Raw genomic sequence first — 17,069 nt, forward strand, 5'->3', positions numbered from 1 at the left:
CCGTGCCTGCTCCAAGCGATGACGTGTTCATCGACAAGAGCACCCAGATCGTCAAAATCACCGACGCTTCTGGCGGCAACTTCGAAAAACTGGAAGTCGCAGGCAACGGCGCAAGCACCGCGATCAACGACACCATCGACAAGGTCGACGTTGTACTGACCGCCACCACTACGGTTGGCGAAGGCGGCAACATCGTCTACACCGCCAGCCTTGTGGATAAAAACGGCGCGCCGGTGACCAACATCACCAACCCGTTGACCGTCACCCTGGATAACGGCAAAACCATCACCATCGGTGTGAACCAATCCAGCGGCACGGTCACCGCCGTGGCACCGAATGACGTCTACAAAGGCGATCAAACCGTCACGACCGCCATCAAAACCGTGACCGGTGGCGAGCATTTCGAAAACCTGGTGCCAGGCACCACGGCGGTCAATACCACCGTGACCGACACCCCTGGCAGCACCGATCTGACCAGTGTCACGCTGAGCGCGCCAAGCGCCGTCAACGAAGGTGGCCAGATCACCTACACCGCGACTTTGAGCAACAAGGCCGGCAGCGACATGGTGGTGCAGTTGGACAACGGTTCCAGCATCACCATCAAGCAGGGTGCGACCGTGGGCACGGTGACGGTTGCGGCACCAAGCGATGATGTGTTCATCGACAAGAGCACTCAGACCGTCAAGATCACCGGCACGACCGGTGGCAATTTCGAGGGTGTGACCGTTACACCGGGTGGCGCAACCACCACGATCAACGACACCATCGACGATGTGACGGTGGTGCTCAAAGCCACCGGCTCGGTCAGCGAAGGCGGGCAGATTGTCTACACCGCGTCGCTGGTCGACAAGAACGGCGCGGCAGTCACCAACCTCGGTTCCGACCTGGTGGTTAAGCTGGATAATGGCTCGACCATTACCATCGGCAACGGCAAGTCGAGCAATTTCACCACGGCCACCGCGCCTAACGATGCGTATGTCGGCGCCAATGACGTCACGACCAAAATCAGCGGCGTCGTCAGCGGCGGCGACAAATATGAGCACTTGATGGTTGATGGCAGCACCGTCGTCACCAAAGTTACGGATGTGGTCACCAACACCACCCTCAGCCTCAGCGGCGACGCATCGGTGACTGAAGGCGGCACCGCGCATTACACGCTGAACTTGAGCAACCCGGCGCAAACCGATCTGACCGTCACGCTCAAGTACAGCGGCACGGCCACCGACGGCTCGGATTTCAATGGCGTGTACACCGTGAAGATTCCGGCCGGCGCCAGCAGCGTGCCGTTTGATATCCGCACGCTGGACGACAAAATCACCGAGCCGACGGAAAAAATCGTCATCACCATCGACAAGACCACCGGTGGCAATTTCGAGAACCTGGTGATCGACAAGGGTACCGTCAGCACCGATATCCTCGACAACGATGCACCGCCGGTCATCGACCTGGACGCCAACAATTCCAGCGGCGCCAGCGGCAACGATTACAAGACCACCTTCACCGAAGGCACCGCCGGGCAGGGTGTGTCGATTGCCGACACCGATATCAGGATCACCGACCCGGACAGCACGCTGCTGACCGGCGCAACGGTCACCCTGACCAACGTGCAAGCCGGTGATGCCTTGAACGAGGGCAACACCGTCAATGGCATCAGCGTCAGCACCAATAACCAGACGGGCGTCATCACCCTGACGTTGTCGGGCAGCGCGACGCTGGCTGACTACATGCAGCGCATCCAGAACATCACGTTCACCAACAACAGCCACGACCCAAGCACCACGCCGCGCACTATTACCGTGACGGTGACCGACGGCGGCAACTACTCCAACGTCGCCACCACCACCGTCAACGTGCTGGCCGTCAACGATGCGCCAGTGGCAACGGGCGGGGCCGTAACCGGTACCGAAGACACTGCGCTCGCGCTGACCTGGGCCAACTTCGGCGTGACCGACGTGGACTCGCCACAAGCCAGCCTCGGCGTAAAGATCACCGACCTGCCGGTGGCCGGCAAGCTGCAATACCTGGCGGCCGACGGCACCACCTGGGCCAACGTGACCAGCGGCCAGACCTTTACCAAAGCTCAGGTCGATGGCGGTCAGTTGCGCTTTATGCCCAACGCCAACGAGTCCGGCGCCGACGGTTATGGCGGCACCGGCATCGGTAACAAGCAGGCCGATTACGCACAGTTCAAGTTCCAGCCTACCGACGGCAAGGACCTGGGCAGCAGCGCCACGGTGAAAGTCGATATCACCCCGGTGGCCGATGCACCGACCCTGAGTGTGGCTGACAATAACGTCACCTCGACCGGCCTGATCAAGCAGAGCTGGAGCAGCATCTCGGGCCTTGGCACCAACGGTAACGGCGCCGCACCGGACGTACTGAAAAAAGCCATTGATGGCGCCGGCACGCCCAACAGCAGCGCGGTCATAACCAACGTTGAGTCCACCGAAAACGTCAATCCCGGCTCGGGTGCCAAAATCTCCGGCCTGATGTACATGGAGGCCGGCAAGAACTACACCTTCAGCGGCGTCGCCGATGACAGCCTGGTGATCAACGTCGGCGGCAAAGAAGTGGCCAGCGGCCTGTGGGGCACCAACAGCGGCAAGTTCAGCGGCACGTTCACGCCAACGGCCAGCGGCTATTACAGCCTTGAGATCTACCAGGCCAACCAGGCGGGACCTGGCAGCTTCGACGTCAACCTGTCGATCAACGGCGGGACGGTGCAGAACCTGAGCACCGGCACCGTGCCGCTGTACACCGGTATCACCGACCTGACCAACGCCGGCGTGACCGTGTCCGACCTGCATGGCAGCAATGGTGACGGTTACTACGTGGGCTACAAGCTCAACGAAGGCCTGGAAAACGGCAGCGTCAAACTGTCCAAGATCACCAGCGCGCTGACCGATACCGACGGTTCGGAAACCCTGGCCGTGAAGATCGGTGGCATACCGGCAGGCTCGGTGCTTACCGACGCAGCGGGACACACCTTTACCGCGACCAAGACCGTAGGCGAAGTCAACGTCAACGGCTGGGACCTGGGCTCCCTGACCATCAAGCCGCCGACCTATTACAGCGGCCAGTTCAACCTCACCGTCACCTCGACGTCTACCGAGAGCATCGGCGGGTCGGCGAGCACCACCGCGCAATTGCCCGTCACCGTGTACCCCGCCATCTACAGTTCGGTCACCGGCACCTCGGGCAGCGACTCGATCATCGGCACCGATGGCAACGACATTGTTGTGGCCGACATCGGTGGCCTGAACGTGGTGCAGGGCAAGAACTACAACATTGCCTTCATGGTGGACAGCTCCGGCAGTATGAGCACAGCGTCGATCAACGCGGCGAAGTCGTCGCTGACCACGGTGTTCAACTCGCTCAAAGACAGCCTGGGTGCCAACACCTCCGGGACCGTGAACATCTTCCTTGCGGATTTCGACACTCAGGTGAACAAATCCATTGCGATCAACCTCAATGATCCAAATGCGTTGACGCTCTTGAAGGCGGTGCTGGACTCAATGTCGTCAGGTGGCGGCACGAACTACGAAGACGTATTCAAGACCACGGCCAACTTCTTCCAGAGCGGCCTGGCCACTGGCAACACCGGTGCCACCAACCTCACCTACTTCATCACCGACGGCCAACCGACGTACTACCAGAGCGGCGAACAGACCAACCCGATGGTGGTCGACTTCTACAAGAGCAGTACTACCGATGGACGCCTGGACGACTACGTCAACGCCAACAATTATGTGTTGGGTAACACGTTCAGCATCAATGTGAATGGCACCAACCTGCAATTGATCGACAGTGACGGCCAGGTACACCAGTGGGTGCAAACCCGCAACGGCGGCTGGTACGACAACGGTGTGTGGGGCACCGTGCATGCCCAGGGCGACGGTACATTCGAGGTCTCGTACCGCAACGGCAGCGGCAGCAGTACTGACACGGCAACCAGCGATAACGCCAACAGCGGTTTCTTGCTGCTCAAAGGCCTGTCGCAAGTGGAAGCGATCGGCATCAACAACGAGGTCAGCCTCAATGATTTGAAGCCGTATGACAGCGATGGCAAGCCGCAAAGCAACATCGATCCGAAGGACCTGGCCAACGCCATCCTGGGCCACACCGAAGCAACGCTGCCAGGCGCGGACACCGTCAGCGGTGGCGACGGCAATGACATTCTGTTTGGCGACCTGGTGAGCTTCAGCGGGGTGACCGGTGAGGGTTACAACGCGCTGCAGGCCTTTGTGGCACAGAAAACCGGTATTGCCGTCTCGTCGGTCACCACCTCGAACGTGCACCAGTACGTCACCGAGCATTACGCGGACTTTGACGTATCCGGCGCCAAGGACGGCAATGACACGCTGATCGGCGGTGGCGGCGATGACATTCTGTTCGGCCAGGGCGGCAACGACGTGCTGGACGGCGGCAAGGGCAATGACATCCTCTTGGGCGGCACCGGCAACGACACGTTGATCGGTGGCCAGGGCAACGACATCCTGATCGGCGGTTCGGGTGCCGACACCTTCATGTGGAAGGCCGGTGACATCGGCAATGACGTGATCAAGGACTTCAAGGCATCGGAAGGTGATCGGATTGACCTGCGCGACCTGCTCAAAGGCGAGACGGACAGCACCATCGACAACTACCTCAAGATCACCACGGTAGAAGGCGTGTCGACCCTGCAAGTGAGCAGCGAAGGCAAGCTCAACACCGCTGGCGGCGTGGCCAATGCGGATGTGACCATCAAGCTGGAAGGCAACGATTGGTCCCATACCAGCATCAACTCGCTGATCAGCGGTGCAGATCCGACCATCAAGATCGATCACACCGCCTAAGCTTGGATAAGTCGGCCGCCCTCGAGGCGGCCGATTTATCCGGGCGATACGTTGCTGGCCCTGGCGGCCGGTTGCATCGCATACTCGCGTTTATCAACACACGGCCAGCCTATGGGGCTAAAGGTGTGTGGCTCATCTTCGAGGGGTTCTTATGTTTTACGTGCAACGTGATGCACAGGGCGCGTTGAGTCGCGTAGAGGCCGCCGCCTTTGCCGAATCCACCGACACACTGCCGGCCGATCACCATGAGATCCAGGCCTGGTACGCCAACGAAGTGGTGGAAACCAGCCTGGCCCAACTCAAGCAGAGTGACCTGGAGATGATTCGGGTGCTGGACGACTTGATCCAGGTGCTCACCCGCAAGGGCGTTATCAGCGTGACGGACCTGCCGCCCGCAGCCCAGGCCAAACTGATGGACCGTAACCAGGCGCGGGAAGCGTTGGGTGGGTTGAGTCAGTTGATCAATGATGATGAGAAAGGGCTTATCTGAGCCCTGAATGTGGGGCTTGCCCTGATACCGTCTGTAGGAGCGAGCTTGCTCGCGAAAAACGTCAACGATAACGCGTGCTTCCTGAATGAACGCGGTGCCTGTGAGTTTTTCGCGAGCAAGCTCGCTCCTACAAAAAGCCTTTGATCGTTCCCGCGCTCCGCGTGGGAACGATCAAATCAGGGCAAGCCCCCTCCCACATGTGTTCTGCGTTATTTCCAGGGCGCCGGCTCGCCGAACAGCTGGCCCTGCACACCAAAAATCCCCATCTCGCGAATCACCTTCAGCTCACCCTCGGTCTCCACACGCTCGGCAATCAACGGCAGGTCGATACTGTGGGCCGCGCGCTGGATGGCTTCGATAAACAGGCGCTTGTCGCTTTCCTGGTCGATGGCGCGGATGTAGCTGCCGTCGATTTTCAGGTACGCCAGGCCCAAGCGGGCCAGGTTGCCGATCATGCTGAATCGCCCGCCGAAACGCTGAAGACTCAGGGAGAAGCCCAATTCGCGCAGGCGCTGGGTCATCTGTTCCAGCACAGGCTGCTCCGGCAATTGCTCTTCACCGATTTCCAGGGTGAGGCGCGAGCCCAGGTTGCTGTGCTGACGCAGCAGGTCATAAATACGCTGCAGGGCCTCAGGGTCCTGCAGGGTCGCGGCTGAAAGATTCAGCGCCAGGTTATGGCTGTGGCCGGTCATCTGTTTAAGCACCTGTTCGAGCATCAAGCGGTCCAGGCGGGCCGACCAGCCGAAACGCTCGAGCCATGGCAGGAAACGCCCGGCGGGCAGGGTATGGCCATCTACGTCTTGCAAGCGCGACAGCACTTTGTAGTGCAGGACCAACTGCGGGTCCTGGCTGGCGACGACCGGCTGGAAGTACAGCTCGAAACGCTGCTGCGTCAGCGCCTGGTCCAACAGCGTGTACCAGGCATGATGATCGTCACCGACGCGGGCGGCGGCACTGTGATCGAGGCACACCCAAGTGCTGTCACCCTGCCCTTCGGCCTGCGCCAGGGCTTGATCGGCGAGGGTCAGCAGCGCCTGCGGCGCATCGCCATGGCTGAACGGTGCCAGGCCGATATAGGCCACGGGCGCGACGTCGCTGGCGCCGGTGGCCTGCAGGCTGAGCAACGTACTTTCCAGGTTCTGCGCCAATTGCAGCGCTTCTTCACGCGTCAGCCCGGGCGCCAGCACGGCGAACTCGCCGCCACGGATACGGGTTACGAGGTTGTGGGTTTCCGGGTACGGCTCGCACTGGCGCAGCAGCTGTTCACCGACCGCTCGCAGCAACTGGTCGGTACGCTGGCCCCCCAGGCGCTGGTTCAAGCCGGCCAGGTCCTTGACGCGCAACACCAGCAGGTAGCCGGAGTTGGTTTCTTCGGGATTGCTGACGCGGGCGTTGAGCTGCATCTCGAAATAACGTCGGTTGGCCAGACCGGTGAGGTTGTCCTGGTAGGATTCGGTGCGCAGCTTTTCGCTGCGCTCGGCCTGCTCCTGGAACAGTGCCTTGAGCTTTTCCACCATCTGGTTCATCGCCTGCACCACTCGGCGCAGTTCCGGCGTGCGCGGCAGGTCGGGCAGGCTGAGGAATTCTCGGCGGGCGATCGCGTGGGACTGTTTGACCATGTAGTCCAACGGTTTCAATTGGCGACGCAGCAACAACCCGCCAAGCACCACGCTGACCGCACCGCACAGCAACAACCAGCCGAGGCTGCCCAGGGCACTCTGCCAGAGCTTGGCCAGGGCGAACATCGGATGGCTGACCACCTCGACGCGCGCCGCCTGCTCCCAACCGCGGCTCACCAGCGCATCGCCACCGGCCGGCTCCAGGCCGATCAATTTAACGAACCAGGCGGGCACGCCGTTGTTGTCGGGAATGCCGCTGCGCTCAACGATGGTTTTGTCCGTGGCCAGGTCCACCACGCGGATACTGGCGTAGTAACCACTGTCGAAGATCGAGCTGACCAGCAGCTCCACCATGGCCGGGTCATCGATGTTGGGGGTGAGCGACAGCGCCAGCGCCGTCGCGGCATCCTGCGCATGGGAGCGCAACTGGTTGACGTATTGCGTGCGCGAACTTTCCAGGCTGACCATGAAGCTGCCGCTGAAGGCGACCACCAGGAACAGACAGATTGCGATCAACAGCTGTTTGAACAAAGACATCCGATCAGTTACTCCTAGTTGTCAGGCTCGGCTGGAAAGCCTTCCGCACGCATTTTTCTCAACACATCCTGCCAGCGCGACAAGCGTTTGGTATCGCCGACCTTCTTGTTGCCCTTGGCGCCGGGCAGGTACAGGCCCTCGGCGTTGAATGAATACACCGGGATCAAATCGGTACGGCGGGTAGCCGGCAGGATGTCGTCCATCAGGCTGTCGAGCACCAGCGGGATCGCGTCGGGGGTGGAATAGTAGGTCAAGACCATGTGCGCGCGATTCTGACGCAAGGCCTTGACGTAGGTAATGCGCAATTTGTCGCTGGACACACCCAGGTGACGCAAACTGAAATACTTGGCGATCGCGTAGTCTTCACAGTCACCGGCGCCCTTCCAGAGGGCTTCGATGGGTGTCTCCCAATAATCGACCGCGTGCCAGAGATCGATGTCTTCGACGTAGGTCATTTGTTTGTTGAAAAACAAGTTAACGACCTTGAGCTGTTCTTGTTCGCTGACCTGCTTTTGACTGGCCAACAGCCGCTGCCAGGCATCAATACGCGGCTGGCCTTCGCCCAACGGCCCGTACAGGGCGCTGGCCTTGCGGCTGATCTGCGAGAAATCCCAATCGGCATGCAGCCCGCCAAGCATCAGGCCGGCCAATAAGATCGCTGATAAAAGCCAGCAAAGAACTCGATAGGGAATAAAACTTACCGCCAAGGCGTTCAGTCCATGAAGAGAGACGGAATTTCAGCAGATGGTGAAGCTTCGTCCCGGAAAAAACAATGGCATAGTGAGATCATCGCTTGGTAGAGCGACTTTGTAACCACCTTATGTGAGACGCACAAAATACCCGCTGTAAGCCCTTACAAACGGAAACTCTGGTGGTTTGACAAGTGCTCGGGCCATCCCTAATGTTCATTGGATCCAATAAACACACTCTATTATTCAACAAAGGAGGCCAGCGTAACCGTGACGCCGAAGCCGAACCCTTTAAGCAGCATCAAGGTCAGCGGGCCTATTCCCGCTCATCTTGCCCGCGCCGTTATTGAAGAAACGTTGCGCAACGCCATTCTCGATGGACGGTTGCCCTGTGGCACCGCTATGCGCCAGCAAGAGCTCGCCAGCCTGTTCGGCGTCAGCCGCATGCCGGTGCGCGAAGCATTACGCCAGTTGGAAGCCCAATCCCTGCTGCATGTGGTGACGCACAAGGGGGCAGTGGTCGCCCCGTTGATTGAGGACAATTCGGCAGAGACCTATGCCCTGCGCATGCTGTTGGAGTCCGAGGCTTTGCGCTTGTCGATCCCATTGCTCACCGAGGCTGATATCGCGGAGGCAGAGGCCTGTATCAATGCGCTGGAGCGTGAGAAAGACTACAGCGAGATCGGCCGCCTCAATCGCCTGTTTCACATGGTCTTGTACGGCAAGGCGCCAAACCATCGCCTGCTCAAACTGGTGGAACATGGGCTGAATGAGGAAGAGCGGTTTCTGCGCTTCAACCTTGAGGCAATGGGGCTGGGCGAGACGTCACAAGAGGACCACCGCGAACTGCTCAGCCTGGTGGTGCAGAAAAAAATCGACGAAAGCATCCTGACATTGCGTAATCACTTGATGCGAGGCATGGAGGTCATCAATACATACCTCAATGGCCTCGACACTGCGGATCAAGAAGGCACGTTATAAGGCGTGCGCAGCGCTCTTCCAGCCTCTACACCGCGCGGCACCTTTCCCTGTCCGGAAGCGTCCCGCGCCGCTAACGCCGTAAACACCTCGCAAGCCTTAACTATCGGCGTTAAATAAAGAAATCTCTCACACTTAAAATAACTATTTCTCTCGGAAGCTTTTTTCGAAAAAACATCTAATACATTAACAAGTTCATCCAGACGTTTAATCAGCTTACTATCGCTCGCCAACCCAATAAACCTATCAATCAGCAGGCCGCATAGTGAGCCCGCACTAGTGGCGTGGGCACACTTCAACGTTAATCTTTTATCTAACAACTACAACACTCCATCACTGCAACTAGAGCAGTCGCAACAATTTTATAGGCGTCAACCATGCACCATCATTTTCTTGAACAAAAAAAACTGCAACTGTGCAACCACCCGTTATTTCCAGAAATAACTTCACTTGGCAAACTGCGACACTTTATGGAGAGCCATGTGTTTGCGGTTTGGGACTTCATGACCCTGACCAAACGCCTGCAACAAGATCTTACTTGTACCCAGATCCCCTGGCTTCCGCCCGTCAATCCACAGGCCGCACGTCTGATCAATGAAATCGTGCTGGGTGAGGAGTCGGATGAGCACCCGACGCGGGGCCACTGCAGCCACTTTGAGCTGTACCTGGATGCCATGGTGGAGGTGGGCGCCGACACCCGCGCCATCGCACATTTCATTGATCTTCAACACCAGGGTGTTGAGGTCAGCGCGGCGCTGCAAAGGGTCGGAGCGCCCTCTGGAGTGCCGCGCTTCGTCGACAGCACCTGGCAACTCGCACTCAGCGCGCCCACGCACTGCGTAGCGGCGGCCTTCCTGCACGGACGTGAAGGCGTTATAGCTTCAATGTTCGAGCGCCTCCTGAGCAGCAGCCCCTTCATTGCTCGTCAGGCCCCCACCTTGTGTTACTACCTCAACCGCCATATCGAACTGGACAGCCAGGAGCATGGGCCGGCGGCAGAACAGGTGCTCCAGCATTTGATCGACGCAGATCCGACTCGCCGGCAACAAGCCCACAGTGCCGCCCTTGATGCCCTGGAAAGTCGCATTGCGTTCTGGGATGACGTACGGGCCTCGATGCCAGAGGTACACCCATGAGCCCCATCGACTACCGCTCCTTCGCCGAAGACTGGGAACGTCGGGCAACTATCCGTACGCGTCCGCGCCGCATCATGGAAGACGACGACAGGCTGATCTATCCCCTGTGCCGCCAACCCCTGGTGCTGACTGCAACCTTCCTCGACCACTGCCCGCAATGGCGTGACTTCGTGCTGGCGCAAAGCTTTTATCGATTCATCCATGACATCGTGATTTTCGAAACCGAGATTGTCGATAAGACTGCCCGAAGTATTGCCAAGAATCGCTTCTCGCTGCCGCTGCCCCTCGCCTGCCGCTACGACGCGATGACCGTCGTGGTGGATGAGGATTACCACGCATTGGTAGCACTGGACTTCCTGCAGCAAGCCATCGAGCTGACCGGTATCCAGCCGCTCGACCTGCCCGGGCAGATCGAACTCAGCCGTGCCCTGCCGGCAGCGCAGGCGCAGGCACCGGAGCACTTGCGCGATGCGGTGGAGTTGATCGTCGTGGCCATCGCCGAAAACACCGTCACCCATGACGTGGCGGCCTTTTCCAAGGACGACAGTGTCAAGGCGTCCGTGCGCGGGCTGATGGCCGACCACCTGTTTGACGAGGGGCGCCACGCACAGTTCTGGACACAGTTGGTACGCATCTATTGGCAGTCGGCAAGCGCGCAGGATCGGGACAGTATTGCGGCTGTGCTACCGACGTTCCTGAGCCATTACCTGACCAACGACCTGCAGAAAGGCTTCGACCTGCAGTTGATCCAACACCTGGACATCAGTGTCGATGTTCGTTCGGCGCTGCAGGATGAAATCGTGGCGCTGGACTTTCCCATCACCCGCCAGCACCCGCTGGTTGGCAACATCATGAGCTTCCTGCATCACAGCGGCCTGCTGCACACCTGCAGCGTGGCACGCGCCCTGGACGACTACTTGCCCGCGTCGGGGAGGCTGGCATGAGGCGCCTGACGATTGAATGGGGCGTGGCCGGTGACGCGCTGGAAGCCCTCAGGCACGTACTGGAACAATACGGGCATGCCGTTGGGGGCGAGTCGGTCGACCTTGTGATCGAGGACGGTAGTCAGCCACCGTCAGCCCTGTCCACAGACGCGGCCTGGATGAGCCTGCGCCTGGTTATCGGCCCCCCGTCCGAACATGGGCTGCCCAGGCTGCAGTTTCGCTGCTACGACCGCGAGCGGCGCCTGGTGGCCGTACACGATGTTGCCCAGGAGCCCAGCGGCAACGGCCAGCATCTGCGGCGTCGGGCGGCGAACGCCTTGGTGGAATGGGCAGCGTCATTGGTCAGCGGATTCTCAAGGGATCCGGGCTTTTTCTGCCCAATGACCCACTCCGACGCAGCGCTTGAACAGGGTTTGCAAGGGCTGGAGGCGCTGGCGTTCATGCATCGATTCAATCGTACGGCAGATACCGCGCTGCTTCGCGCGGCACAGGTGCCCATGATCGAACGCCTGCAGGCCAGCCTTGGCGCCTTCGCCAATCGCACGGCGCTGAATATCGCGGGTCGCATGGTGACGTATCGCCAACTGCAGGAAAAAGCCATGGCGATTCAACAACGCCTGCTGCCCCTGCTGGAGAGCAACGAGACCCCATCGGTGGTGGGTGTGTGCCTGGAAAAATCTACCGAACTCTACGCGAGCATTCTGGCCGTGCTGGGTTGCGGCGCGGTGTATGTGCCTCTGGCCCCGGGTCACCCGGTAAAACGTCAGCACCGCATGTTGATAGACGCAGGTGCCTGCGTGCTGCTGGAAAATGGCCTGCACCCGCTGCGAGATCATTTCGTGTCACTTGACGTGAGTAGGCTCGCCTCACGCGACATCGACCCTGCTCAACCGCTGATGCGTCATCGTCCCCATGCCAATGCGCCGTGCATGGCACTGTTCACCTCCGGCACCACCGGGCAGCCCAAGGGTGTGCTGCTCAGCCAACATAATCTGGCGCATTTCACCGCCTGGCTCAGTACCTGTGTGGCGCTGGATGAGGAGAGTCGCGTCCTGCAATTTTCACCGCTGAGTTTTGATTCCTCGCTGATCGATATTTTCCCCGCCTTGATGGCGGGCGCAGAGCTGATTGTTCCCAGCGCAGAGCAGCGTCAGGATCCTCAGCAATTGGTCGAGTTGATTCGCCTGCAACGTGTCACTCACGCTTTTTTACCACCGGCGTTACTCAGCATCCTGCCACTGGACCAGCCTCTGGGCCTCTCCCACCTGCTCACCGGCGGCGATTTTTGCGAACCCTACGTGATCGAGCGACTGGCAGGCCAATGCCAGTTGCACAATTTCTATGGCCCTACCGAAGCCACAGTACTGGCAACCCATCGAACATTTCGGCTCAGTGACAGCAATCGCAACATCGGTTTGCCCATTGCCAACAGCCAGGTCCTGATCCTCGACGACCACTTGCAACCGGTGGATGAGCAAGTGATGGGCGATCTGTACATCGCAGGCCCGGGCGTCAGCCAGGGTTACATGAACGATCTGCCGCACGCTGACTCGCCGTTCGTCAAACTGGCGCTGCCTGATGGACAATGGCTGCAGGCTTACCGTAGCGGCGATCTGGCGAAATGGACGCCGGACGGTATCGAGTTGGGCGGTCGACGGGATGATCAGGTCAAGATCCGCGGCTTTCGAGTCGAGCCTCAGGAAATCGAGCAGTGCCTGCGCAGCAGTCGGTTGTTTCGCCAAGTAGCCGTGGTGATTGATCAGGCCTGCAGAATCATTGGCTTTGCTGCCCAGCCCGAACCCGGTGCGACCCTGGCCAGGCTGAAGGATCATGCCCGACAGTGGTTGCCCGAGCATATGCAACCGGTCGCCTGGAGCGAGCTGCCGAGCCTGCCATCTTCAAGCAACGGCAAGATCGATCGCACGGCGTTGCGGGAGGTGCCAGGTACCCGCACCGGGGAAATCACTCGTCGCAGCACCCACACGCCAGTCCAGGCGCAGTTGGTGCAGTTGTGGGGGGAGTTGCTGGGGTTGTCTGCCGGCGAATTATCGATCGACGACAGCTTTTTCAGCCTGGGTGGCCATTCGATCCTGCTGTCCACCTTGCTACTGCGCTTGCGCGAGCAATTTGGCCGCAGCTTCTCCCTGAGCCAATTTTTTGAAGCGCCGACGATTCGTACGCTTGCCTTGCAGCTGGAGGGCGAAGCGCTGCCGGATACATCTTTCAGCCAGATGGAAAGCGATGCATCCCGAGCCCTGAAGCTTGAGGTGCTGCCCGAGACCCGCGCCGGAGACCCGCGCAAGGTGATTGTCACGGGAGCCAACAGCTTCGTCGGCGTGCATATCGTCCAGGCATTGCTGGCGGGGGGAGCGCAAGAAGTCGCGTGCCTCGTGCGAGCGCTCCCCGGCCAGTCGGCGGCGGACCGATTCACCCAGGCGCTGCGCGAATATCGCCTGGAACAATTGGACCTGCGCCGAGTGCAGGTGTACGCCGCAGACCTGCGCCAGCCGCGCCTGGGCCTATCCTTTGAGGCATTCGAGCACCTCGCCCGTCATCATGGCGTGCTTGTGCACAATGCCGCGCAGGTCAACCATGTGATGGACTACACAGCACTGGCCAGGGACAACGTCGAACCGGTGTTTGAATGCCTGCGCCTTTGCGAGACCTACTGTAAGAAGGTCTTCAATTTCATTTCGACGCTGTCGGCCTGCAGTACCCTCGACACTGATCGGTATGTGCTTGAAGCGCCCGCCAGCGGCGCGTTACCGCTCTATGTCAAAAACGGCTACAACCTCTCGAAATGGGTGGCCGAGCGATTGCTGGGGCGAGCAGTCGAGCAAGGGGCCTGGGTGAATATTCATCGACCGGGCAACATCAGTTTCAACAGCCGGAACGGCGTCTGCCAACCCGATAGAAATCGCTTGATGTTGATGCTCAAGGGGTCGCTGCAATTGGGTAGGGTCCCTCGAATGGAAGGGAATTTCGACTTGATGCCGGTGGACTTCCTGGCACGCTTCATTGCGTTTCACTGCCGGCGTTTTGTCGCGGGGCGAAACGTGTTCAACCTGCACAATCCACAACCGCTGAGCTGGGACCAGTACCTTGATGCGTTCAGCCAGGCGGGACACATTTTCGAACGGACAAGCCTTCAACAGTGGCAACGGGCGTTGCGAACAGTTGGCCATGACAATGCGTTGTTCGGCGTACTGGGCTTCTACCTTGATGGGGTGGGTGAGGACATCGGCGACACGTCGATGATCCATTACAGCAACGCCCAATGGGGGTTGGAGCAAATGGGCGCACACTATCCGCCAAAGAGCCCCGTGTTGTTACGCAAAGGCTGTGACTACCTGAAAGCCATCGGCTTTCTCTGAGCGGCACCAGGGCAGTCGGAACGGGAGGCCTCGCTCCGACTGCCGGCAGGATCAGATTTTGAAGCTATCGACCAATTGCTTCAATCGACTGGCCTGCTGGGACAGCGCATCGCAGTCCTTGAGCGTCTCATTGAGATTGACCACGCCTTGCTGGTTCAGCAGGTTGATCTGGTTGATGTCGACGTTGAGGGTTTCAACCACCGCCGTTTGCTCCTCGGTCGCTGCGGCGACCGATTGGTTCATGCCGTCGATCTCAACGATCCGCTGTGTCACGCTGACCAGACGCTCACCCGCCTGGTTAGCCACTTCAACGCTTTCTTCGCTGGAAACCTGGCTGGCGTTCATGGTGGTCACGGCTTCACGCGAACCCACTTGCAGGGAAGTGATCATCTTGTGAATCTCTTCAGCCGACTCCTGGGTACGGTGAGCCAGGTTACGCACCTCGTCAGCCACCACGGCAAAACCACGCCCGGCTTCGCCGGCACGGGCGGCTTCGATGGCCGCGTTCAGCGCGAGCAAGTTGGTCTGCTGGGAGATGCCCTTGATCACATCGAGGATGTGACCAATGTTGTCGGTACTGGCGTTAAGGGTCTCGATCTGAGTGCAGGACAGGCTGATTTTCTGCGACAGTTCCGACATCGCCTGGATGGTTTGCTCGACGACCTTGCGTCCATCGTCAGCTTGCTCACTGGCGCCGCTGGCATGCTGTGAAGCATCGGCGGCGTTACGTGCGATTTCCTGGGTGGCGGCGCCCAGTTCGTTGATCGCTGCAGCCACGCTGTTGGTACGTGCACTCTGCTCGTCGGAGCCGATGATCGACGCGTTGGACGATGCCATCACGCGCTGGGACAGGTCATGCACCTGGCGTGTCGCCGAGGACACTTCGGAAATCGAGGCGTGGATACGCTCTACAAACTGATTGAATGCGCTGCCGACTTCGCCGAACTCGTCTTTGCTCGTAACGTCGAGGCGCCGGGTCAGGTCACCTTCGCCCTGGGCAATATCCTTCATCGCGACGCCCATGGTGGTCAGCGGGCGCAACAATACCTGGATCAACAGACTCAGCAGCACGGCAATCGCCACCACGGCGATAAGCATTGCTATCAATGCTGAGGTGCGAAATTTACCCAGTGCGGCATAGGCTTTGTCTTTGTCGATAGACAGACCGATGTACCAGTCAGCCCCTGGCAAACCGCTGATTGGCGTAAACGAGAGAATGCGGTCCTGTCCATTGAGGACAACCTCTTGGTTAACCTTCTCGATGCGCAGCTGGGTGCCTGGGTAGATGTCCTTGAGGTTTTTCATCACCTGGTCCTGGTCAGGACTGACGATGACTTGGCCATCACCACTGACCAGGAACGCATGACCAATACCGCCGAAATCCACCGAGTTGATGATCTTCACCAAGGTTTGCAGGCTCAAGTCTCCACCCACAACGCCCAACAACTCTCCGTTCTTCTTCACCGGCATGGCGATCGTTACGATCTGGCCGCCCACAGCTGCCATGTAAGGCGGGGTAAGCATGGGTTTGTCCGCCGCTACGGCTTGCTTGTACCAAGGGCGCTGACGCGGGTCATAGCCCTCGGGCATCTTCGCATCGGGACGCTGGGTGAACACACCGTTGGTTTGACCCACGTAGGTAAACTGGAAGTTGGAGGTGAATGCCGGTTGATCGACCAAACCCGGCAGATCGGCGCCACTCCCTTGATGAGCAACGTTTTGTGCCAGGTTCTCCAGAACCAGAATGCGGCCGCTGAGCCAGTTCTGCACGCTGCTGGCGGTAAGCTCGCCGGACTGCTGGATGGAGGACGCCAGGTTTTGCCTGATCGTGTTGCGCTGCAGGTAATCGTTATAGAGCGTGAACAGCGCGAAGGCCAGAACCACGACGCCTGACGCCGCCAACAGAATTTTATGACTGAACTTGAGATTCATTTCATCGACTTCTTTTGCCAAAGGGGGGTGAGCGTGCCGAGTGGAACATTCCATGTAACGCAATAGGCGGACTCTGCGACCGCTCTATCTCGGTGCACACATGGCTCGTCAGGCTTTCGGCCAGAAAATGATAAATCTTAGAGTTTTGTGTGAATCTTCCTTTTTTAGAGCAAGGCGCCGACAGGCGGTAGAGACGCAGTCGATTATCAGCCTTTGGCGGCCTTAAACGACAAAACCCCTGTCTGCGTTAGCAGACAGGGGTTTCGGAATTCAATCTTGACGATGACCTACTCTCACATGGGGAAACCCCACACTACCATCGGCGATGCATCGTTTCACTGCTGAGTTCGGGATGGGATCAGGTGGTTCCAATGCTCTATGGTCGTCAAGAAATTCTGTGTACCAGCCCGTTGCATTGCAACGTACCGGTGAAATTCATGAGCTTCTACATAAACAAAACCCCTATTTGCGTTAGCAAACAGGGGTTCTGGAATTTAATCTTGACGATGACCTACTCTCACATGGGGAAACCCCA

The 17,069-nt window shown here is 59.1% G+C and carries 8 protein-coding genes, 1 rRNA gene and 1 pseudogene; 6 read left to right on the plus strand and 4 right to left on the minus strand.

Annotation, left to right across the window (positions count from 1 at the left end):
* Positions 1–4,835, plus strand: a pseudogene (locus tag BFP90_RS09650) (LapA family giant adhesin); the annotation flags it as partial.
* 151 nt (positions 4,836–4,986) lie between these two features.
* Positions 4,987–5,325 carry a tryptophan synthase subunit beta gene (locus BFP90_RS09655; protein ID WP_065884439.1) on the plus strand — a complete coding sequence of 113 codons (339 nt, stop codon included), beginning with the start codon at positions 4,987–4,989 and terminating at the stop codon, positions 5,323–5,325.
* Positions 5,326–5,534: 209 nt separating this feature from the next.
* Here BFP90_RS09655 and lapD read toward each other — a convergent pair whose 3' ends face one another.
* Together lapD and lapG are read right to left on the minus strand one after the other, a co-directional pair.
* Positions 5,535–7,481: a cyclic di-GMP receptor LapD gene (gene lapD, locus BFP90_RS09660; RefSeq protein WP_065896536.1), complete on the minus strand. Its 1,947-nt coding sequence runs from the start codon at positions 7,479–7,481 to the stop codon at positions 5,535–5,537.
* A gap of 14 nt (positions 7,482–7,495) precedes the next feature.
* Positions 7,496–8,188: a cysteine protease LapG gene (gene lapG, locus BFP90_RS09665; protein WP_065896537.1), complete on the minus strand. Its 693-nt coding sequence runs from the start codon at positions 8,186–8,188 to the stop codon at positions 7,496–7,498.
* 252 nt (positions 8,189–8,440) lie between these two features.
* On the opposite strand from lapG, the gene BFP90_RS09670 reads away from it, so the two are divergent.
* The 4 genes from BFP90_RS09670 (at position 8,441) to BFP90_RS09685 (ending at position 14,602) form a co-directional block, all read left to right on the plus strand.
* Entirely contained in the window at positions 8,441–9,151 is a 711-nt protein-coding gene (locus tag BFP90_RS09670) for a GntR family transcriptional regulator (RefSeq protein WP_065894040.1), read from the plus strand.
* A 374-nt stretch (positions 9,152–9,525) separates the two neighbouring features.
* On the plus strand, positions 9,526–10,284 hold the full coding sequence (locus BFP90_RS09675) for a DUF3050 domain-containing protein (protein WP_065896538.1): 759 nt from the start codon (positions 9,526–9,528) through the stop codon (positions 10,282–10,284).
* On the plus strand, positions 10,281–11,228 hold the full coding sequence (locus BFP90_RS09680; RefSeq protein WP_065896539.1) for a diiron oxygenase: 948 nt from the start codon (positions 10,281–10,283) through the stop codon (positions 11,226–11,228). Before BFP90_RS09675 ends, BFP90_RS09680 begins: the two co-directional genes overlap by 4 nt.
* Entirely contained in the window at positions 11,225–14,602 is a 3,378-nt protein-coding gene (locus BFP90_RS09685; protein WP_065896540.1) for an amino acid adenylation domain-containing protein, read from the plus strand. The genes BFP90_RS09680 and BFP90_RS09685 overlap by 4 nt, the downstream gene beginning before the upstream one ends.
* Before the next feature lie 51 nt (positions 14,603–14,653).
* Here the strand turns inward: BFP90_RS09685 and BFP90_RS09690 are convergent, their stop codons facing one another.
* A complete protein-coding gene (locus BFP90_RS09690; RefSeq protein WP_065894036.1) occupies positions 14,654–16,534 on the minus strand; it encodes a methyl-accepting chemotaxis protein in 1,881 nt (626 codons plus the stop codon).
* Positions 16,535–16,808: 274 nt separating this feature from the next.
* Positions 16,809–16,924, minus strand: a 5S ribosomal RNA gene (rrf, locus tag BFP90_RS09695).
* Positions 16,925–17,069: the final 145 nt, after the last annotated feature.

The sequence above is a fragment of the Pseudomonas sp. 24 E 13 genome (assembly GCF_900004715.1).
Taxonomy (GTDB): Bacteria; Pseudomonadota; Gammaproteobacteria; order Pseudomonadales; family Pseudomonadaceae; genus Aquipseudomonas; species Aquipseudomonas orientalis_A.